Here is a 19,203-nt window from a genome sequence, read left to right as displayed (position 1 = left end):
GCGCAAGCCGAATGGCTAGATTCTCTCGGGTGACAATCCCTCGCGGCGGCGTGCCGTCCCCCAAGTACCAGCGCCTCGCGGCCGACCTGCGCCGCCGGATCGAGGCGGGTGAGTGGCAGGGCGGCGCCCAGCTCCCGGTCGAGAGCGAGCTGGAGCACCACTACGGCGTGGCCCGCAACACCGTCCGGCTCGCGGTCGACCTGCTGGTCAACGAGGGCCGGCTGGTGCGGCTCCAGGGCAAGGGCACCTATCTGAAGCAGCAGCCGCTGCTGGACCACCGGGCCTACGCGCCCGCCCGCGTCCCCGGCCAGCGGGACTCGCTGGCCGCGCCCTCGGAGGTCTACACGACGGAGGCCCGGGCGGCCGGGCGCCGGCTCACGGTGGACTTCGAGATGCTCGTCGTGCGGGCCCGGGCGGACATCGCCGCCTGGCTGGGCCTGACACCCGGCGAGGCCGTGGTGGTGCGCCGCCAGCTGCGGATGACGGACCGCGAGCCGTACTCGATCGAGGAGAGCCACTACCGTGCCGGGCTGGCCGCCGGCACCTCGCTGATGGAGCCCGAACCGGTGCCCGGCGGGGACGAGACGGCGCTCGCCGCGATCGGCCGGACCGAGACCGGCGGGGTCGACCACCTGGTCTCCCGGATGCCGGGGCCGGCCGAGGCGGCCTGGTTCGAGATCGGCCCGGGGGTGCCGCTGCTGGTGCAGACCCGGGTCAGCTCGGACCGGCGCGGCCCGGTCCGGGTGATCGAGACCCGCTACGCGGCCGACCGCTGCCGGCTGGTCTACGGCCTCGGCGAGCCGGTCGGGCGGCCGTACGACTTCCGCTGACGGCCGTGGGGCCCGCGGGTCGCCGACGGGTCGCCGGCCGCCCGCCGACGCGTCGTGCGCGGGCCCGTCGACGCCGCGGCCCCGCACCCGCCGCCGGGGCGGACGGGGTGCGGGGCCGCGGGGGTGCCGCAGGCGGGCTCAGCCGGCCAGCGCCGCCTGGACCTGGCGCAGGCTCGGGTTGGTCATGACCACCTGGTCGCCGCCGGCGGCCGGGACCACCAGCACGGTCGGGACGACCTGGTTGCCGCCGTTCACCGACTCCACGAAGGTCGCCGAGTCCGGGTCCTCCTCGATGTTGATCACCGTGTAGCCGATGCCCTCGCGGTCCAGCTGGCTCTTGAGGCGGTTGCAGTAGCCGCACCAGGTCGTGCTGTACATCGTGACGCTGCCGGACATGGCTGGAGCTCCTTGGGGTCGGTGGCGTGCGGTCGCCGGAGTCAACACCGGGTGCGGCCCGGCCATTCCGTCGCCGTCGCGGGGTGTGACCCGGGCCACACGCAGAGGCGCGGGGTGATAGTCCGACCATTGTGGTCGGACTGTGGACAACTCCGCGCAGACTGTCGGCACACCCTGTCAGGATGTCCGGACCGGTCGGCCGGGTCCGCCGGGCTGAGAGGATGGACCGTATGCAGGAAGAGCTCTCGGGTGCACTGGGCCGGTACGACTCGTACGAATCCGGCGGTGAGGCGCCGGTCGGCGCCGACGCCGTGCTGGCCGGCCTCGACCCCGAGCAGCGGGCCGTCGCCACCGCCCTGCACGGGCCCGTGTGCGTCCTCGCGGGGGCCGGCACCGGCAAGACCAGGGCGATCACCCACCGGATCGCCTACGGCGTGCGCAGCGGCGTCTACCAGCCCCAGCAGGTCCTCGCCGTGACCTTCACCGCCCGCGCCGCCGGCGAGATGCGCGGCCGGCTCCGGCAGCTCGGCGCCGAGGGCGTCCAGGCCCGGACGTTCCACTCCGCCGCGCTGCGCCAGCTCCAGTACTTCTGGCCGCGCGCCGTCGGTGGCGAGGTGCCCCGGTTGCTGGAGCGCAAGGTCCAGCTGGTCGCCGAGGCGGCCGGCCGCAGCGGCCTGCGGGTGCAGCGCACCGAGCTGCGCGACCTCACCGCCGAGATCGAGTGGGCCAAGGTCACGCAGATCGTGCCGGACGACTACCCCGCCGCCGTGCTCAAGACCGGCCGGGACGCCCCGCGCGACCCCGCCGAGATCGCCCGGGTCTACGCCACCTACGAGCAGACCAAACGCGACCGCGGCGTGATCGACTTCGAGGACGTGCTGCTGCTGACCGCCGCGATCCTGGAGGACCGGCCGGAGATCGGCGCCCAGGTCCGGGCCCAGTACCGGCACTTCACGGTCGACGAGTACCAGGACGTCTCGCCGCTCCAGCAGCGGCTGCTCGACCAGTGGACGGGCGGCGGCGCCAGCCTCTGCGTGGTCGGCGACGCCAGCCAGACCATCTACTCGTTCACCGGGGCCACCCCGGACTTCCTGCTGAACTTCCGCCACCGCCACCCCGAGGCCACGGTGGTCAAGCTGGTCCGCGACTACCGCTCCACCCCCCAGGTGGTCCACCTGGCCAACGGCCTGCTCTCGCAGGCGCGCGGCCAGGCCGCCCAGCACCGGCTGGAGCTGGTCTCCCAGCGCGAGGCCGGGCCCGAACCGGTCTACGTCGAGTACGCGGACGAGCCGACCGAGGCCGAGACCACCGCCCAGCGGATCAGGGAGCTGCTGGCCCAGGGCGTGCGGGCCAGCGAGATCGCGGTGCTGTTCCGCACCAACGGCCAGTCCGAGGTCTACGAGCAGGCCCTCGCCGACCTGGGCATCTCCTACCAGCTCAAGGGTGCCGAGCGGTTCTTCGAGCGCCCGGAGGTGCGGGAGGCCGGCGTGCTGCTCAAGGGCGCCGCCCGGGCCGGCGAGGACCCGCTCACCGCGGACGCGCCCGACCTCGCCGCGCAGGTCCGCGCCGTGCTCGCCACCAGGGGCTTCGGCGCCAACCCGCCGGCCGGCTCCGGTGCGGTGCGCGAGCGCTGGGAGTCGCTGGCCGCGTTGGTCCGGCTGTCCGAGGAGTTCGAGGCTGGCCGCCGGGCCGCCGGCGAACGGGCCGACCTCGCGGCGTACGTCGCCGAGCTGGACGCCCGGGCCGCCGCCCAGCACGCCCCCGCCGTCGAGGGCGTCACGCTGGCCTCGCTGCACGCCGCCAAGGGCCTGGAGTGGGACGCCGTCTTCCTGGTGGGCCTCACCGAGGGCACCCTGCCGATCATCTACGCCAAGACGGACGAGCAGGTCGAGGAGGAGCGCCGGCTGCTCTACGTCGGCGTCACCCGCGCACGGGCCCACCTCTCGCTCTCCTGGGCGCTGTCGCGCTCCCCCGGGGGGCGCGCCAGCCGCAAGCCCACCCGATTCCTGGACGGGCTGCGCCCGGGGTCGGGCACGGCCGGTCCGCGCTCGCGCGGCGGCCGCGGCGGGGTCGAGGCCGGCGGGGCGGGGGTGGCCGGGCGCCGGGCCCGCGGCCCGGTGAAGTGCCGGGTCTGCGACCGGACGCTGACCGAGGCGGTCGAGCGCAAGCTGCGCCGCTGCGAGAGCTGCCCCTCCTCGATGGACGAGGCGCTGTTCGAGCGGTTGCGCGAGTGGCGGGCCCGGCAGGCCAAGGAGCAGGGCGTGCCGGCGTACGTGGTGTTCACCGACGCGACGCTGATGGCGATCGCCGAGGACGTGCCCGCGGGCGAGCGCGAGCTGGCGGTGATCTCCGGTGTGGGCGCCATGAAGCTGGACAAGTACGGTGCGGCCGTGCTCTCGTTGTGTGCGGGGGAGGATCCGTGGGAGGACTCCGCGGACCAGCCTGCGGGCGAGCCCGTGGAGGAGTTCCCGGCCGAGCCCGCCCAGGAGTCGGACGAGCCGGCCTGAGCCGCCCGCGAGGGCAGTGGCCGGACCAGTCGGAAAACTCGCCGGGAAAATAGTTTGCGCCCCGTGCATGGAGCGCAATAGCCTGCCGGAGCGGTCAAGGGGACGAGATCGCGAGCCGCAGGCAGAGGGGCTTCCTTCTGCGTGTCGGCGGCACCTGCTTGACCTGACCAACATTCGAACACCGGGGCCCGGGGGACTGGGCACCGCGAGACGCCGAGAGGAGGCGAAGACAGTGGAAACCTTCAAGATGATCACCAAAGTGACTGGCCAGACCGTCATCGCCATGCCCTCGGGCGCCGTCTCGTCGTTCGGTGCTCCCGGTGGTTCGACCCGTGCCGCGCAGCTGCGCGACGTGGTCGTGCTCGCCGACAACGGTCTGGGTCTCGACACCACCGGTGTCTGCGTTGCCGCGGGCTCCGCTGTCAGTGGTCTCACTGTCAGTGGCCTGGGCGACACTGCGGTCATCGCCGTCGAGACGGGTCTGTCCCGTGACTGGGCGACGTTTGCCGGCGGCCTCGAGCTGCGCGACGAGCGACCGACCCAGGCACCGAAGGCAGCGGTAGTGGCAGCCAAGCATGGCGACTATCTGCAGGTCATCGGTGCCGGAGACACCAAGAAGCAGGACGAGCAGCAGATTCACCAGGTCAAGGTCGCCGGCAACGGCGCCTCGGCCGTCCGGATGCAGGCCTTCCGCGGGCCTGAACCCTGGAGAGAACGAACCTGAGTAACCCTCAGGTCAAGCCTCCAGGGCCGCGGAATCCTTCACCGGGATCCGCGGCCCTTCTGTTTTGTCCGGTACGAAAGACCACCCAGGCCCCCCGGGGCCTCCGGCCCGGCCCCACCAGTAGGCCGAGTCGGAACCACAGCGAAAAGACGAGGAAGACGCCAACAGTGTCCACGGTCATCACACCGCCACTCCCGTCCGTACCGACTGACAAGACCATCAAGGCCGACCAGGCCGACCCTCCGGAGGTTTCCCTTATGCAGCTCACCGCGATCGACGAGGCCGACGCGCTCGGTGTCCCCGTCCCCTGCCGTTCCTTCGACCCCGAGGTCTTCTTCGCCGAGACGCCGGCGGACGTCGAGTACGCCAAGTCGCTCTGCGGCACCTGCCCGGTCAAGGCGGCCTGTCTGACCGGTGCACTCGAGCGCCGCGAGCCGTGGGGCGTCTGGGGTGGCGAGCTCTTCGTCCAGGGTGTCGTCGTGGCCCGCAAGCGTCCCCGTGGCCGTCCGCGCAAGACCGAGGTCATGGCGTGAACCCCGCCGGTACGACCGCCGCGCGCCGCGCCGCCCGACGGGGAGAGCAGCCCCCGACGGACCGCGCCCTGCGCCTGTCCGTACGCCTCGCCGCCGCCAAGGCGGACGCAGCAGCCACCAGCCACTTTCCGACGACGCACCACAAGCAGGTCCACCACATGACCCCCATCGCCCCCGAAAAGACCGCCCGCGCCGAGCGGGCCGACGAACTTCAGATCCAGAACAGGACTCTCGAAATGCATCTTCTCCAGGAATCCCTGGCCCGAGCCCATATGCAGGAACGCCTCCAGGAGGCGGAGCACCAACGCGTGGCCCTGCAGGCCCACCGGGCGGCGAAGCTCGTCCGGAAGGCCGAGCGGGCCTCGCTGCGCGCCCGTCGGGCGCTCGCCGTCGCGCTGATGTGACGGTGGGCCACCGATAGGCCCAAGAAGGACAGTTGACGGCGATGGCCGCTCCCCCTGCGGAGGGGGGCGGCCATCGCCGTTCGTGCGTGCGGTCGTTGCAGGGCCGGCCGGTCGGCCGGACGGGGGCCTAGAGCCTGTCGGACGGGTGCCGGGTCGGAGCGGCCTCCCCGGCGCCGGCGAAGCCCGGGAGCCAGTCCAGCATCTCGGTGCGGAAGGGGGCGTTGGCGCCCAGCTGGCAGAGCACGCCGATGGTGCTCAGGGTGACCCGGTGGATCAGCAGGTACGAGGGCGGCAGGTTGAGCTGCTTGCCGAGGTTGTACGCGGGCGAGCGGGGATCGGCGATCCGGGTGGCCTGGGCGCGCATCCAGCCGCGGGTGAAGTGGAAGGTCTCGACCGTCGCGGGCTCGATGATCGGCAGCAGGTAGTCGAGCACGGCGTCCGGGTCGAGGTCGATCGAGGGCTTGACGAAGCCCTCCTCGCGGAGCATGTCCAGCACTCCGGCGGCGTCGCCCGCCAGGGCCATCCGCAGCGAGTTCCCGATCGGGGTGGGCAGGCCGTCGGGGAGGCGGTCGACGGTGCCGAAGTCCATCACGCCGAGCCGCCACTCCTCGACCGGGCCGTCGTCCTTGAGCAGGCGGAAGTTCCCCGGGTGCGGATCCGCGTGCAGCAGGCCCGTCCGGGACGGGCCGGCGAACAGGAACCGGGCCAGTAGCTGGCCGGCCCGGTCGCGCTCGGCCTGGGTGCCCGTGGCGATCACCTCGGAGAGCGGGGTGCCGCCCATCCACTCGGTCACCAGGACCTGGTCGGCCTGGGCGACCACGCCGGGGACCCGGATGTCCGGGTCGTCGGCGAACTCCTCCGCGTGCCGCCGCTGGGCCTCGGCCTCCAGCTGGTAGTCCAGCTCCTCGGCGACCCGCTCGCGCAGCTCGGAGATGAGCGGCTTGACGTCCAGCCCGGGGATCAGCGGGCCGATCAGCCAGGCGACCCGACTGAGCTGGCCCAGGTCGGCCAGCAGGGCCTCGCCCGCGCCCGGGTACTGCACCTTGACCGCGACCTGCCGCCCGTCGTGCCAGACCGCCCGGTGGACCTGCCCGATCGAGGCGGCCGCGGCCGGCCGGTCCTCGAAGCTGCGGAACTGCTTGCGCCAGTTCTGGCCGAGCCGGTCGGCGAGGGCGGCGTGCACCTTGGAGGCGGGCATCGGGGGAGCGGCTTCCTGAAGCTTGGTCAGGGCGGCCCGGTACGGACCCGCCACCTCCTCGGGCAGCGCGGCCTCGAAGACCGACAGGGCCTGGCCGAACTTCATGGCCCCGCCCTTGAGCTCGCCGAGGACCTTGAACAGCTGGTCGGCGGTGGCCTGCTGGAGCTCGGCGGTGACCACGTCGGCGGACCGGCCGCCGATCCGTCGGCCGAGGCCCAGCGTGGCCCGGCCGGCGATCCCGAGGGGCAGGGCGGCAAGCCGTGCCGTACGGGTCACTGCCTTGCGCGGAAGATCGCTCAACCCGGGCCTCCCTCTTGGTACACCCCGTGCGGCCGCCGCCTGACGTGGCACGACGCACCACGGGACCGTGGTCACTACGCCATTGTGCCCGCTCGCTCCGCCGCGGCCGATGGAAAATCCGGACTGCCGTTCGGTCCGTCAGGTCCGGCGGACGGCGGACCGGGACAAAGCCTGCGACCAGGGCGTGAACAGCGCCGACGGGCGCGGGTCGGGGGCGGACGCGCGGTCGTCCTGATGCGTACGAGGGCGCGGGCGGCCGCGTACGCGCCGTCGGATCGCGGCATCGGGTGGGCCCGGACGGGCCGGGCGAGCCGGGCGGCCGGGGCGGGGGACCGGTCGGGTCGGGTGGCGGTTCACCCGCCGCGCACCGTCTCGGTCGGGCCCGGGCGGGCCAGCGGAACCGTCTGCCAGCGGCAGCCGCAGTCGGGATGGCCGGGCAGCCGCAGCCGCCTGACCATGCCGTCCGCGGCGGAGATCTCGCACCAGCCGTCGACGCTCGGCGGCAGCACGCCGTCCAGGTAGAGCTCGACGTGCAGGGCGGCGAGGCCGGCCACGGCGGTGGCGAGGGCGCTGTCGCAGGCCGGACTGCGGGCCCGGCCGGGGCCGTCGTCGGCCAGCTGGGCGAGCAGCCTCGGCCAGGCCTCGTCCTCGTCGGTCCGGGTCAGTGTGGCGCAGCCGCCGCAGGCGGAGGCGCCCGGCACCACCAGCGGGCCCACCACGCCGAGGTGTTCGACCACGCCGGCGTAGAGGTGCGGCCGGCCGGCCCGCATCAGCTCCCGTGCCTCGGTCACCAGGCCGGTGAAGGCACCGGCGCCGCTGCGGGGGGCCAGGACCACCAGCGTCGTCGGCACCGAGGCCTCGGTGGCGGGCCTGCGGTGCCGGTCGGCCGCGGCGCCGCCGGAGGCACGGTGCACCACCTCGCGCGCGGCCGTCGTCCGCAGTCGGCCGACCTCCGTCGGCGGGAAGCCGGCCGGGGAGCAGTCCCGGGCGGAGACCCGGCCGCGGTCGGCCACGGTCACCGTGCCGACCCCGCCGGCGGCCAGCGCGGCGGCGAGGCCCGCGCCGACCCGCCCGGCCCCGCGCACCTCGACCCTGGCCAGGGCCCGGCCCTGGAGCACCTCGGCGGCCTCCCCCGGCTCGGGGTGGACCAGCGAGAGCGAGGAGAGGTCGGGGCCGAGCAGCTCCTGCCGGGGCCGCGGGTGCCGGGACAGTGCCTGCTGGAGGGCGTCGGCGTCGTCCAGCAGCTCGCTGTGGGCCAGGGAGTCGAGCATCGCGTTGCAGTAGTCGCGGTCGAGCCCGAGGCGTTCCCCGGCGGCGAGCAGGGTGGCGCCGTCCCGGCTGCCGTCGATCAGCTCCAGGAAGGCGGCGACCGTCCGGTCCACCGACTCGACCACCCGGGCGTGCCGCCGGACGGCGCCGAACTGCAGGGTCTCCCGGTCGCGCCAGAGTCGGGAGAGGGCAGGCTTGATCATCGGACGCATCGCTGCCTCCAGGGCCGTCGGACGTGGGGGCGGGCCGCCCCGGTGGGAGCAGCATGCCCGAGCTCCGGGAGTCCGCGAATCCGGTTGTCCACAGGCCCGGCCGCATTGTCCGACGATCTGTTCGCACACCCTGTGGAAAACGCGTCCGGAACCTGTTCGCCCCGGTGGGCAGGGGCTGTCCGCCCGGTGGGATTCCCGGCCGCGACTGCGGACTTCTGTCGGTGCCACGGGGTAACGTCCTGTGCCGTGACAGCCGAACGGGATCTCCAGCGGTCGGCGTCGCGTCGGCGCGCACGACCGGCCCAGGGGGCGGGAGCGGCGGCATCCGACGCGCGCGGCCGCCCTGCCGCGAACCCCTCCGCGCCGCAGCGGCCGGCCGAGCCGAGGGCGTCCGCCGACGGTCCGAGGGCCGCCGGGAGCGGCTCGCAGCAGACCGCCGGGCACCGGCCCGACGTCGAGGTGCGGCGCAGCGCCCGGCGCAGCCGCACGGTCTCCGCGTACCGCGAGGGCGACCGGACGATCGTGCTGATCCCGGCCCGGATGTCGCACGCCGAGGAGCAGCGCTGGGTGGCCCAGATGCTCGACCGGCTGGCCGCCCAGGAGAGCCGGCGCGCGCTCGGTGACGACGCGCTGGAGGCCCGGGCGCAGGAGCTGTCCCGGGTGTACCTGGCCGGCCGGGCGGTGCCGGGCCGGGTCCGCTGGGTGACCAACCAGAACTCCCGCTGGGGGTCCTGCACGCCCAGTGAGCGCACCATCCGGCTCTCGCACCGGCTGCAGGGCATGCCGGAGTACGTGGTCGACTACGTCCTGCTGCACGAGCTGGCGCACCTGCTGGTGCCCGACCACGGCCCCCGGTTCTGGGCGCTGCTGGAGAACTACCCGCGGACCGAGCGGGCCCGCGGCTACCTGGAGGGCGTCGCCTCGGCCGCGCGGCTGCCGCACATCCCGGAGGCCCGGGGCGGCGGGTCGGCGACGGAGCCCGGGGCGATGGAGGGCTCCCGCGAGGCCTGCGGCTGAGGCCTGCGGCTGGGGCCCGGCGCCCACCGGGGGCCGGGCCTCGCCTCGACCGGTCGGCCGGACAGCCGCCGGCAGGTCAGCCGGCCGCCGGCCGGTCAGTCGTCAGCCGGTCAGTCGCCGGGCGATCGCCACCAGTTCGCGGACCGAGCCATCGGTGAGCTCCGGCAGCTCGTCGTAGCCGAACCAGCGCAGGTCCAGCGACTCGTCACTGATCAGCTCGCGGGCGCCGCTCGGCGCCAGGGCGACGTACTGCACGTCCAGGTGGGTGTTCTCCGGCCTGTCCTTGCCGGTGCAGCGCACCAGGTGCCGGTCGAGCTTGACCGGGGCGGGCCGGCCGTCGAAGGTCAGCAGCTCCAGCCCGGCGATGCCGGACTCCTCGGTGGCCTCGCGCAGCGCGGCCGCGGCAAGGGTCGGGTCGCCGGGCTCGCAGTGGCCTCCCATCTGGAGCCAGCGGCCGACCTTGGGGTGCAGGGTGAGCAGCACCCGCCCGCCCGCCGGGTCGAGCACCACCGCGCTGGCGGTGATGTGGGCGGGCAGGCAGGCCTTCCACAGGCCGTCGGAGTGCCCGGCCAGGTGGTCGAGGTACTCGCGGCGCAGGCGGTCCTGCGCGGCGTCGTCCACCGACCAGGAGTTCAGCGTGCGGACGGCGTCCGCGTGCAGGGCGCCCTCGGGTACGGCGGCGTCGGGCGCGGCGCCGCCGTGGACGGTGCCGTCGGTGGGGGTGGTCATGCCCGGGGGCCCTCGTCGTCCTGGTCGGTGCCGGCGGCCTTGCCGTCGGTGCGGTCGCCGCCCTCGGTGGTGCCGTCGCCGGAGTCCTTGCCCCGGGCGGCCTCGCCGAGCAGCTTGTCGAGGGCGTCGAAGTCGAAGCCGCCCTCCAGCCCCTCGTCGGAGGAGCGGTGGACGAACCCGTCGGGGTCGTCCAGGTCGGCCGCGGTGGGCAGCATGTCGGGGTGGCTCCACAGGGCGTCGCGGCCCTCGATGCCGCGGGCGTCGGCCAGCGAGGCCCACAGCCGGGAGGCGTCCCGCAGCCGGCGCGGGCGCAGCTCCAGGCCGACCAGGGTGGCGAAGGTCTGCTCGGCCGGCCCGCCGGTGGCGCGGCGGCGGCGCAGCGTCTCGCGCAGCGCGCCGGACTGCGGCAGGTGCGGCTCGGCGGCGGCGTGCACCACGGCGTCCACCCAGCCCTCGACCAGGGCCAGGGCGGTCTCCAGCCGGGCCAGCGCGGCCTTCTGCTCGGGGGTGTCCTCGGGCTGCAGCAGGCCGCCGGCGAGCGCCTCCTGGAGTGCCTCGGGGTTGCTCGGGTCGAGCTGGCCGACCAGCTCCTCCATCCGCGAGCTGTCGACCTTGATGCCCCGGGCGTACGCCTCGACGGCGCCGAACAGGTGCGCGCGCAGCCACGGCACGTGGGCGAACAGCCGCTGGTGGGCGGCCTCGCGCAGGGCCAGGTAGAGCCGGACCTCCTCGGCCGGGACGCTCAGCCCGTCGCCGAACTCGGCGATGTTCTGCGGCAGCAGCGCGGCCTTGCCGGCCGGCGCGAGCGGCAGGCCGACGTCGGTGGATCCGACCACCTCGGCGGCCAGCGCGCCGAGCGCCTGGCCGATCTGGGTGCCGAACATCGCGCCGCCCATCGAGCGCATGACGCCCAGCAGCGGGCCGGCCATGGCCTGCATCTCGGCGGGCAGGACGCCGCCCATCGCGTTGCCGACCCGCTCGGCGACCGGGTCCACCAGGTCCTTCCAGACCGGCAGGGTGGCCTCGATCCACTCGGCCCGGCTCCACGCCACGGCGGTGTTCGCCCCGGACGGGAACTCGGTGGCGGAGTCCAGCCAGAGCTCGGCCAGCCGGACGGCGTCCGCGACCGCGGTGCGCTCGGTGGCGCTGACCGAACGGTCCTTGCTGCGGCCCTCGGGCTGGTCGGCGACGACGGTCTGCCGGGCGATGTCCTTGGCGAGGTCCCAGTTGACCGGGCCGCCCTCGAAGGAGAGCATCTGGCCCAGCTGCTGGAACGCCGCGCCCAGGTCGTTGGGGTTGAGGTTGCCCAGCATCGCGCCGAACGGGTTGTCGCCGGCCGCGCCGCCCGGGGCGCCCATGCCGAACAACGCGCCCAGAGGATTGCCGGGACCGAAGCCGAACGGCTGCTGCGGGGTACCTTCCGGTGATGCGCCCTTGCTCTGGTCGCCCTGGCCGCTCTGTTCGGGCTTGCCCTTGCCGTCCTCAGGCTCCTCGGGCGGGGTGGAGAATCCGAAGGGGAGGTCGCTCACGGGGTCCTCGATCTGGTCGGCCGTCACGCGGGTGGTGTGGCGGGGGAGGCGGCACGCCCGCAACGGCGGGCGGGGCAATGCTCTCGCGGCCTGACCGCGCCGGGTGCACCGCTGGGCCCGCGCCTCGGGCAGGATGGACCGTACGTGACACTCGTACGTACGCACATAAGCTAACCGTGGAGGATGGTCGGTGAGTTCCCCGCCTTCGGACGTTCGCTCTGGGCTGACCGGAGACGAGGACGCGCCCGTCACCACGGGTTCGCCGTCTCCAGCCTACGGCGGCAGGCCGCTGACCGTGGCGGTCACCGGCGCGGCCGGCGTGCTCGGCGAGCGGGTCGCCGCACGCCTGGTGGCCTCGCCCGCCGTGCGCAAGGTGCTGGCGGTCGACGACCGGCGCGGCGAGGTGCCCGGTGCGCAGTGGCGGGTGCTCGACGTCCGCGACCCCGCGGTGGCCGAACGGCTGGCGGGGGTGGACGTGGTGGTCCACCTGGCGATGGACCTGGGGATGGAGTCCGACCCCCGGGCCCGGAGCGCGTACAACGTGCGGGGCGCGCAGACGGTGGTGACCGCCGCCGCGGCCGCGGGGGTGCACCGGGTGGTGCTGTGCACCTCGGCGATGGTCTACGGCGCGCTCGCCGACAACGAGGTCCCGCTGGCGGAGGACTCCGAGCTGCGGGCCACCGAGGAGGCCTCGCTGGTCGGCGACCTGCTGGAGATCGAGCGCCTGGCCCGCCGCGCGCCGCGTGCCCACCCGGGTCTCCAGGTCACGGTGCTGCGGCCGGCGGTGGTGGTCGGCCCGGGCATCGACACCGTGCTGACCAGGCACTTCGAGGCGCCCAGGCTGCTGGTGGTGGCCGGGTCGCGGCCCTGCTGGCAGTTCTGCCACGTGGACGACCTGGCCTCGGCGCTGGAGTACGCGGCACTCGGCCTGGTCGAGGGCGAGGTGACGGTCGGCTGCGACGGCTGGCTGGAGCAGGAGGAGGTGGAGACGCTGTCCGGTATCCGCCGGATGGAACTGCCCGCCTCGCTCGCGCTGGGCACCGCGGCCCGGCTGCACCGGCTCGGCCTGACCCCGGCGCCGGCCGGCGACCTGGCGTACACCATGTACCCGTGGGTGGTCTCCGGCAGCCGGCTGCACGAGGCGGGCTGGCGGCCGGACTTCACCAACGAGGAGGTGCTGGCCGAGCTGCTGGCCCAGGTCGCCGGGAAGCACGCGGTGGCCGGGCGGCGGCTGGGCGGCAAGGAGGCGGCGACCAGCCTCGGCGCGGCGGGGGCGACGGTGGCGCTGGTGGGTACGGCCGCGCTGGTCCGGCGGGCGCGCAAGCGGCGGCGCTTCTAGGCCCCGTCCGGGACAGCTCACCCCTCGGAATTACCGCGATGCGAAATTTCCCAATCGTGATGCGGAAGGCTCTTGTCCTCCGGTACCCGCGATGGGGAATCATGGGGGCATGTCCGAGAACCACGACCCGATCCGCCTGCTCGCGATCCGCGAGACCCCGCTCTCGCTCGACGAGGTCTACGAGGCGGTCGGTGACGACGCGGCCGGCGGCACCACCGTCTTCGTCGGGACGGTCCGCGACCACGACGGCGGAAAGTCGGTCACGGCGCTGGAGTACAGCGCCCACCCCACCGCCGAGCGCGAGCTGCGCCGGGTCGCCGAGAAGGTCGTCGCCGACTTCCCGGTCCGTGCCCTGGCCGCCGTGCACCGGGTCGGCCGGTTGGGGATCACGGACAAGGCGGTGATCGTCGCGGTGTCCTGCGCCCACCGCGGCGAGGCCTTCGCCGCCGCCCGCCGGCTGATCGACGACCTCAAGCACGAGGTGCCGATCTGGAAGCACCAGGTCTTCGCCGACGGCGAGGAGGAGTGGGTGGGTGCGGGCAACTGCTGAGCCGCGCGGCCATCACTCCTTCGGCTCATATGCCGGTATGACCGATCCCCCGTGCCGGTGAGCCGCACCGGCATCCCGTAACCCGGATGGCGCTGTCACCGTTCTCCCCCCGTGCGGTTAATCTGCTCATAGACACGACGAGCTGGGAGTACGGACATGGCTGCGCTCGCCTGGTTGATCATTCCGATTGTCGCCCTGCTGCTGGCCACCCTCTGGGCCGTCTGGGCCGCTCGCGCCCCGAGAGCCACCGCGGACCCGGCCTCCCTCGCCGAACACCAGCGCTTCCGCGCCGCGATGGAGCGCAGTACCGCCGGCGACCGCAGCGACCGCTAGGCCCTGTCCGCGCGGGGCCCGAGCCGGGCCCCGGCGGCGGACGGCCGCCCCCTTCCCGTACTGTCGAGCCATGCCACGCCGCTCCGCGACGATGCTCGCCGCCACCCTGCTGCTGATAGGCCTGCTCTGCGCCTCGGTCGTCATGAAGGTGCCGTACACCGAGATGAGCCCCGGGCCGACGTACAACACCCTGGGCGTGCAGGAGAAGACCGGTGAGCCGGTGATCAGCATCACCGGGCACGAGACCTACCCGACCACCGGGCACCTCAACATGACGACCGTCCAGGTCACGGGGGCGAACTACCAGCCGGGCCTGGTCTCCGCGGTGGTCGGCTGGCTGCGGGACGACGTGCTGGTGGTGCCGCACGACAACGTGTACCCGAAGGGCCAGACCGACCGGGAGGCCCAGCAGCAGAACGCGGAGGAGTTCGCCTCCTCCGAGGACAGCGCGAAGACCGCCGCGCTCACCCAGCTGGGGATCCCGGTCGGCGCGCAGGTGATCGTCGGCTCGGTGGCGGCCGGCAGCCCGGCCGAGGGCAAGCTGCACGCCGGGGACCGGATCGTCGCGGTGGACGGGACGCCGGTGACCACGGCGGCCTCGGTGGCCGAGCAGGTGACCAAGCACAAGCCGGGCGAGACCACGGTCTTCACGGTCGTCCCGCGGGGCGCCGCCGACACGGACCGGGCCGAGGTGTCGATCACCACCGCGAAGGCGCAGAACGCGGACCGGGCGATCGTCGGCATCGTGCCGGGGATCGACCACACCTACCCGTTCAAGATCGACATCGGGCTGCAGGACGTCGGCGGCCCCAGCGCCGGCCTGATGTTCGCGCTCGGCATCGTGGACAAGCTCACCCCGGGCGACCTCACCGGCGGCACCTTCGTCGCCGGCACCGGCACGATCGCCGACGACGGCAAGGTCGGGCCGATCGGCGGCATCCAGATGAAGCTGATCGCGGCCCGCGACAAGGGCGCCCAGTACTTCTTCACCCCGGCGGACAACTGCTCGGAGGCGGCCAAGGCCACCCCGAGCGGGCTCACCCTGGTCAAGGTCGGGACCTTGCAGGACGCGCTGGGCGCGCTGGACCGGATCAGCTCCGGCCAGACCGCCGGCCTCCCCGCCTGCCCCCGCTGACGGCGAGGGCGGCGGGCGAGGCGAGGGCCGCGGGAGCCGGACGGACGGCGGGAGCCGGGCGGGTCAGGAGAAGGTCGCCAGCAGGGCCTCGGTCAGCCCGGGCACCAGGTCGGGACCGGTCAGCACCTCACGGGCGACGTCCTTCTCGCGCAGCCGCAGGGCGATCTCGCGGGAACCGTCGCGGAGCACCGCGGCGGTGATCCGGACCTCCTGGCGCGCCGGGTGGTCGGCCACCCAGTCGGCCAGCTCGCTCTCGGTCGCGTTCTTCGGGCGGCTCTGCTCGGCGCCGGGCGGGAGCATCAGCCGCTCGACCACCAGCGCGCAGCCGACCACCTGGTCCGGCCAGGCGATGGTGCCGAGGAACTTGTCCAGCGCCGTGCCGGCCGGGAGTTCCTCCTGCTCGACCGGCGTGAGGCCGGCGGTCTCGCCGTCGGTGAGGCCGAGCTGCTTGGCCAGCCGGGGGTCGGCCTTGCGCAGCCGGGCGGTGTCCACCAGGGCGAACAGGCGGGCCGGGAGGTCCCAGCCGAGGGTGGCGGCGTACTCGTCGATCTCCAGCGCGGCCCGGGTGAGCGGGGTCGCGGCGGGCAGGCCGGCGGCCTCGGACGGCTTGCCGGAGGGGGTGTTGTGGGCATCGGACATGCCCCAATCCTCACACGGGGCGCGGGGGTCGCGGCTCCGCCGGGCCGCGGACCGGGTCCGGCGGAGCGGGGATCTCGTTCCTCACCGTGGGAACTCCGGTAAAGACCGATTAAGTTGCACTGGAGTCCAACCCAACACGACGTTCACGACAACAACACGCAGAGGTGCCACCTTGGTATTCCAGATGCCGGATCGCCCGGGGCCGGGCTTCCGTGCCAGAGTCGGCCCGCCCTCCCGCCGCAGCAAGGTGCTCCTGCTGACCGCAGGCGTCCTGGCCGTGCTGTTCCTGTTGTTCGTCATGTTCGCGGGGGTGTGGACGGACTGGCTGTGGTTCAAGTCGGTCCACTACTCCTCGGTCTTCACCTCCCAGCTGTGGACCAAGGCCGGTCTGTTCGCGGTCTTCGGCCTGCTGATGGCCGTGATCGTCGGCGCCAACCTCTGGCTGGCGCACCGGCTGCGGCCCCCGCTGGCCGCGATGTCGGTCGAGCAGCAGAGCCTCGACCGCTACCGGATGGGCGTCGCGCCGTACAAGCGGTGGCTGCTGATCGGCGCCTCGCTGCTGGTCGGGCTGGTCGGTGGCGCCGCCGCCTCCGGGCAGTGGCGGACGTGGATGCTCTGGACCAACGAGACGGCCTTCGGCGTCAAGGACAGCCAGTTCCACCTGGACGTCTCCTTCTACGCCTTCGAACTGCCCTGGTACGAGTTCCTGCTGGGCTTCGCGTTCAGCGCGGTGATCGTCTCGCTGCTGGGTTCGGTGCTGGTCCACTACCTCTACGGCGGTCTGCGGCTGCAGGGCCCCGGGCGGCGGGCCAGTGCCGGTGCGCAGGGCCACCTCGCCGTGCTGCTGGGCGTGTTCGTCCTGCTGAAGGCCGTGGCGTACTGGCTGGACCGGTACGCGCTCGCGGTGAAGTCCGGCGCCTACAAGGGCGTGGACGGATGGACCGGCCTGCGCTACGTGGACGCCAACGCGTTCCTGCCGGCCAAGACGATCCTGTTCTTCGTCGCGATCATCTGCGCGCTGCTGTTCTTCCTGACCCCGGTCCGCCGCACCTGGGCACCGGCGCTGATCGGCTTCGGCCTGATGGCGCTGTCCGCCGTGCTGATCGGCGGCGTGTACCCGGCGATCGTGCAGCAGTTCCAGGTCAAGCCGAACGAGCAGGCCAAGGAGACGCCGTACATCCAGAAGAACATCGACGCCACCCGGCAGGCGTACGGCATCGCCGACAGCCAGACGCAGCAGTACGACCCGAAGGGCACCACCAGCGCCGACGCGCTGAAGCCGGACGCCCAGACGATCGCCGACATCCGGCTGCTCGACCCGAACGTGGTCGCGCCGACCTTCCAGCAGAACGAGGCGCTGCGGAAGTACTACGCCTTCCCGCGGACCCTGGACGTCGACCGCTACGGCAGCCAGGACACCGTGGTCGGCGTCCGCGAGCTGGACCTCGGCGGGGTGCAGCAGCGCAACTGGATCAACGACCACTTCAAGTACACCCACGGCTACGGTCTCGTCGCGGCCAAGGGCAACCAGGTCGACGGGCTGGGCAACCCGGTCTACACCGAGTCCTCGCTGCCGACCACCGGCACCCTCGGCGACTACCAGCAGCGGGTCTACTACGGCGAGAAGACCAGTACCTACTCGATCGTCGGCGGCACCAACGAGGAGATCGACTACACCTCGGAGTCCGGCGCCGCACAGACCTACAAGTACACCGGCGGCAGCGGGGTGTCCCTGGACAACCCGCTGACCCGGGCCGCGTTCGCGGTGAAGTTCGCCGAGCCGCAGATCCTGTACTCGGGTGCGATCGCCGACGGCGCGAAGGTGATCTACGACCGCACTCCCAAGGAGCGGGTCGAGAAGGTCGCTCCCTGGCTGTCCATCGACGCCGACCCGTACCCGGTGGTGCAGGACGGCAAGCTGGTCTGGGTGCTGGACGGTTACACCACCTCGGACGGCTTCCCGTTCTCGTCCAAGACCACGCTCGGCGACGCCACCAAGGACTCGCTGACCGACCAGCGCGGCCGCACGCTGACCGCCGTCAACAAGGTCAACTACATCCGCAACTCGGTGAAGGCCACCGTCGACGCCTACACCGGCGAGGTCACGCTCTACCAGTGGGACGAGACCGACCCGGTGCTGAAGACCTGGATGAAGGCCTTCCCCGACACGGTCACCCCGAAGTCGGACATCCCGGCCGCGCTGATGCCGCACCTGCGTTACCCGCAGGACCTCTTCAAGGTGCAGCGCGACCTGCTCTCGCAGTACCACATGACCGACGCGGACGGCTTCTTCAACGGCACCGACATCTGGCAGGTGCCGGTCGACCCCACCACCAACACCGGTGAGGTCCAGCCGCCGTACTACCTGACCGTGCGGATGCCGGACGCGGCGGCGGCGAGCTTCTCGCTCACCACCAGCTTCGTGCCGAGCGGACGGGACAACCTGGCCGCCTTCATGGCCGTCAGCGCCGACCCGGGCCCGGACTACGGGAAGATCCGGGTCCTCAAGGTGCCCAGCGGCTCCGGCGCGCTCGGACCGAAGCTGACCCAGGCGAAGTTCAACTCCGACCAGTCGGTGGCCAACCAGCTCACCCTGCTGCGGACCGGCACCGACTCCGACATCGAGTACGGCAACCTGCTGACCCTCCCGGTCGGTGGCGGCCTGCTCAACGTCGAGCCGGTCTACCTGATCGGACGCGGCGCCAGGGTGCCGGTGCTGAAGAAGGTGCTGGCGGTGTACGGCAACGACAACGTCGCGCTGGAGGACACCCTGGAGAAGGCGCTCACCAAGGTGTTCGGCAACGCGGCGGCGGCCACCGCGACCACCCCGACGGCGCCGACCACGCCCACCACGCCCGGCACCACCACGCCGACCACGCCGACCACGCCCGCCCCGGGCACCGGCGACCCGGCGGTGACCAAGGCGATCCAGGACGCCCAGAAGGCGTACAACGACAGCCAGCAGGCGCTGAAGAACGGCGACTGGGCCAAGTACGGCGAGGCCCAGAAGGCGCTGCAGGAGGCGCTCAACCGGGCGGCCGCGGGCCAGCCGGCGGGCGGTGCCACCCCGGCGCCGGCCCCGGCACCGTCGGCCACGCCGACGGCCACCCCGTCGGCCGCGCCGAGCCCGTCGCCGTCACCCGGTTCCTGAGCTGCGACAACCGATTGATGATCTGCCCCGCGTCCGTGCTACTGTTGAGTCACCGACGCGGGGTGGAGCAGCTCGGTAGCTCGCTGGGCTCATAACCCAGAGGTCGCAGGTTCAAATCCTGTCCCCGCTACTCAGTAGCAGAAGGCCCGGAGGATCAGATCCTCCGGGCCTTCGCCATGGGTGGCCGAAAGGGTGATCCACTCCGGTACGATGCGTGACCGGGGTTTGTGGGGCTCAGTGTCGGGAAATCGACAAAGCGCTGAAGCAGTCTCGCCGGGCTTCGGCCCCGCTCTGTCACATTCGACCGGAGCAGGTGTACGCGGGGTGCGGGTGATGCGACGATGGAGCACATGGGGGACGCTGCGCGGCCGTTGACGGGCCGTCGACTCCGCCACGTCCCTTGGGGCT

17 protein-coding genes and 1 tRNA gene are annotated in these 19,203 nt (G+C 73.2%); 12 read left to right on the top strand and 6 right to left on the bottom strand.

What is annotated here, in order from left to right:
- Positions 1 to 29 precede the first annotated feature (29 nt).
- Positions 30 to 830, top strand: coding sequence for a GntR family transcriptional regulator (locus ACIOFR_RS13165; RefSeq protein ID WP_400995778.1), 801 nt, complete (start codon positions 30 to 32; stop codon positions 828 to 830).
- A gap of 138 nt (positions 831 to 968) precedes the next feature.
- On the opposite strand, the gene ACIOFR_RS13160 is transcribed toward ACIOFR_RS13165, so the two are convergent.
- Entirely contained in the window at positions 969 to 1,226 is a 258-nt protein-coding gene (locus ACIOFR_RS13160; RefSeq protein ID WP_350637873.1) for a mycoredoxin, read from the bottom strand.
- A 230-nt stretch (positions 1,227 to 1,456) separates the two neighbouring features.
- On the opposite strand from ACIOFR_RS13160, the gene ACIOFR_RS13155 reads away from it, so the two are divergent.
- The 4 genes from ACIOFR_RS13155 to ACIOFR_RS13140 all read left to right on the top strand — a co-directional run bounded on the left by ACIOFR_RS13155 (position 1,457) and on the right by ACIOFR_RS13140 (position 5,394).
- Positions 1,457 to 3,733, top strand: coding sequence for an ATP-dependent DNA helicase UvrD2 (locus ACIOFR_RS13155; protein WP_400995774.1), 2,277 nt, complete (start codon positions 1,457 to 1,459; stop codon positions 3,731 to 3,733).
- Positions 3,734 to 3,965: 232 nt separating this feature from the next.
- Positions 3,966 to 4,457: a hypothetical protein gene (locus ACIOFR_RS13150; RefSeq protein ID WP_400995770.1), complete on the top strand. Its 492-nt coding sequence runs from the start codon at positions 3,966 to 3,968 to the stop codon at positions 4,455 to 4,457.
- A 167-nt stretch (positions 4,458 to 4,624) separates the two neighbouring features.
- On the top strand, positions 4,625 to 4,990 hold the full coding sequence (locus ACIOFR_RS13145; protein ID WP_371498970.1) for a WhiB family transcriptional regulator: 366 nt from the start codon (positions 4,625 to 4,627) through the stop codon (positions 4,988 to 4,990).
- On the top strand, positions 4,987 to 5,394 hold the full coding sequence (locus ACIOFR_RS13140; RefSeq protein ID WP_400995767.1) for a hypothetical protein: 408 nt from the start codon (positions 4,987 to 4,989) through the stop codon (positions 5,392 to 5,394). Before ACIOFR_RS13145 ends, ACIOFR_RS13140 begins: the two co-directional genes overlap by 4 nt.
- Before the next feature lie 127 nt (positions 5,395 to 5,521).
- Here ACIOFR_RS13140 and ACIOFR_RS13135 read toward each other — a convergent pair whose 3' ends face one another.
- Both ACIOFR_RS13135 and ACIOFR_RS13130 read right to left on the bottom strand, forming a co-directional pair.
- Entirely contained in the window at positions 5,522 to 6,892 is a 1,371-nt protein-coding gene (locus ACIOFR_RS13135; RefSeq protein ID WP_400995764.1) for an ABC1 kinase family protein, read from the bottom strand.
- Positions 6,893 to 7,245: 353 nt separating this feature from the next.
- Complete coding sequence (locus ACIOFR_RS13130) at positions 7,246 to 8,364, bottom strand: ThiF family adenylyltransferase (protein WP_400995762.1); 1,119 nt, start codon at positions 8,362 to 8,364, stop codon at positions 7,246 to 7,248.
- A gap of 255 nt (positions 8,365 to 8,619) precedes the next feature.
- Here ACIOFR_RS13130 and ACIOFR_RS13125 point away from each other — a divergent pair, with 255 nt between their 5' ends.
- On the top strand, positions 8,620 to 9,390 hold the full coding sequence (locus tag ACIOFR_RS13125) for a M48 family metallopeptidase (RefSeq protein WP_400995760.1): 771 nt from the start codon (positions 8,620 to 8,622) through the stop codon (positions 9,388 to 9,390).
- Positions 9,391 to 9,492: 102 nt separating this feature from the next.
- Here ACIOFR_RS13125 and ACIOFR_RS13120 read toward each other — a convergent pair whose 3' ends face one another.
- Positions 9,493 to 10,119, bottom strand: a complete 627-nt coding sequence (locus tag ACIOFR_RS13120; protein WP_400995758.1) for an NUDIX hydrolase — start codon at positions 10,117 to 10,119, stop codon at positions 9,493 to 9,495.
- Positions 10,116 to 11,648 carry a zinc-dependent metalloprotease gene (locus ACIOFR_RS13115; RefSeq protein WP_400995860.1) on the bottom strand — a complete coding sequence of 511 codons (1,533 nt, stop codon included), beginning with the start codon at positions 11,646 to 11,648 and terminating at the stop codon, positions 10,116 to 10,118. The genes ACIOFR_RS13120 and ACIOFR_RS13115 overlap by 4 nt, the downstream gene beginning before the upstream one ends.
- A 190-nt stretch (positions 11,649 to 11,838) precedes the next feature.
- Between ACIOFR_RS13115 and ACIOFR_RS13110 the strand changes: the two genes are divergently transcribed.
- The 4 genes from ACIOFR_RS13110 to ACIOFR_RS13095 all read left to right on the top strand — a co-directional run bounded on the left by ACIOFR_RS13110 (position 11,839) and on the right by ACIOFR_RS13095 (position 15,005).
- Complete coding sequence (locus ACIOFR_RS13110) at positions 11,839 to 12,987, top strand: NAD-dependent epimerase/dehydratase family protein (RefSeq protein ID WP_400995756.1); 1,149 nt, start codon at positions 11,839 to 11,841, stop codon at positions 12,985 to 12,987.
- A gap of 109 nt (positions 12,988 to 13,096) precedes the next feature.
- Positions 13,097 to 13,537 (top strand): molybdenum cofactor biosynthesis protein MoaE, encoded by a 441-nt coding sequence (locus tag ACIOFR_RS13105; protein WP_400995754.1) that lies wholly within the window; start codon positions 13,097 to 13,099, stop codon positions 13,535 to 13,537.
- 156 nt (positions 13,538 to 13,693) lie between these two features.
- On the top strand, positions 13,694 to 13,870 hold the full coding sequence (locus tag ACIOFR_RS13100) for a hypothetical protein (protein ID WP_400995752.1): 177 nt from the start codon (positions 13,694 to 13,696) through the stop codon (positions 13,868 to 13,870).
- Positions 13,871 to 13,940: 70 nt separating this feature from the next.
- The gene (locus ACIOFR_RS13095) at positions 13,941 to 15,005 is read left to right on the top strand and encodes a PDZ domain-containing protein (RefSeq protein ID WP_400995750.1); all 1,065 of its coding nucleotides are present in this window, start codon (positions 13,941 to 13,943) and stop codon (positions 15,003 to 15,005) included.
- Positions 15,006 to 15,068: 63 nt separating this feature from the next.
- On the opposite strand, the gene ACIOFR_RS13090 is transcribed toward ACIOFR_RS13095, so the two are convergent.
- Positions 15,069 to 15,644, bottom strand: a complete 576-nt coding sequence (locus tag ACIOFR_RS13090) for a PPA1309 family protein (protein WP_400995749.1) — start codon at positions 15,642 to 15,644, stop codon at positions 15,069 to 15,071.
- Between the two features lie 184 nt (positions 15,645 to 15,828).
- Between ACIOFR_RS13090 and ACIOFR_RS13085 the strand changes: the two genes are divergently transcribed.
- Together ACIOFR_RS13085 and ACIOFR_RS13080 are read left to right on the top strand one after the other, a co-directional pair.
- Complete coding sequence (locus ACIOFR_RS13085) at positions 15,829 to 18,795, top strand: UPF0182 family protein (RefSeq protein WP_400995748.1); 2,967 nt, start codon at positions 15,829 to 15,831, stop codon at positions 18,793 to 18,795.
- A gap of 56 nt (positions 18,796 to 18,851) precedes the next feature.
- Positions 18,852 to 18,925, top strand: a tRNA-Met gene (locus ACIOFR_RS13080).
- The last annotated feature ends 278 nt before the right edge of the window (positions 18,926 to 19,203 follow it).

Origin of the sequence: Kitasatospora sp. NPDC088346, assembly GCF_044740765.1 — a bacterium.
Classification (GTDB): domain Bacteria; phylum Actinomycetota; class Actinomycetes; order Streptomycetales; family Streptomycetaceae; genus Kitasatospora.
This window is presented reverse-complemented; position numbering and strand designations above follow the sequence as displayed.

Excerpts from the sequence above, each read along its gene's own strand:
- ACIOFR_RS13160 (WP_350637873.1), bottom strand. The coding sequence starts at position 1,226 with ATGTCCGGCAGCGTCACGATGTACAGCACGACCTGGTGCGGCTACTGC.
- ACIOFR_RS13155 (WP_400995774.1), top strand. The coding sequence starts at position 1,457 with ATGCAGGAAGAGCTCTCGGGTGCACTGGGCCGGTACGACTCGTACGAA.
- ACIOFR_RS13130 (WP_400995762.1), bottom strand. The coding sequence starts at position 8,364 with ATGATCAAGCCTGCCCTCTCCCGACTCTGGCGCGACCGGGAGACCCTG.
- ACIOFR_RS13120 (WP_400995758.1), bottom strand. The coding sequence starts at position 10,119 with ATGACCACCCCCACCGACGGCACCGTCCACGGCGGCGCCGCGCCCGAC.
- ACIOFR_RS13105 (WP_400995754.1), top strand. The coding sequence starts at position 13,097 with ATGTCCGAGAACCACGACCCGATCCGCCTGCTCGCGATCCGCGAGACC.
- ACIOFR_RS13100 (WP_400995752.1), top strand. The coding sequence starts at position 13,694 with ATGGCTGCGCTCGCCTGGTTGATCATTCCGATTGTCGCCCTGCTGCTG.
- ACIOFR_RS13095 (WP_400995750.1), top strand. The coding sequence starts at position 13,941 with ATGCCACGCCGCTCCGCGACGATGCTCGCCGCCACCCTGCTGCTGATA.
- ACIOFR_RS13090 (WP_400995749.1), bottom strand. The coding sequence starts at position 15,644 with ATGTCCGATGCCCACAACACCCCCTCCGGCAAGCCGTCCGAGGCCGCC.
- ACIOFR_RS13085 (WP_400995748.1), top strand. The coding sequence starts at position 15,829 with ATGCCGGATCGCCCGGGGCCGGGCTTCCGTGCCAGAGTCGGCCCGCCC.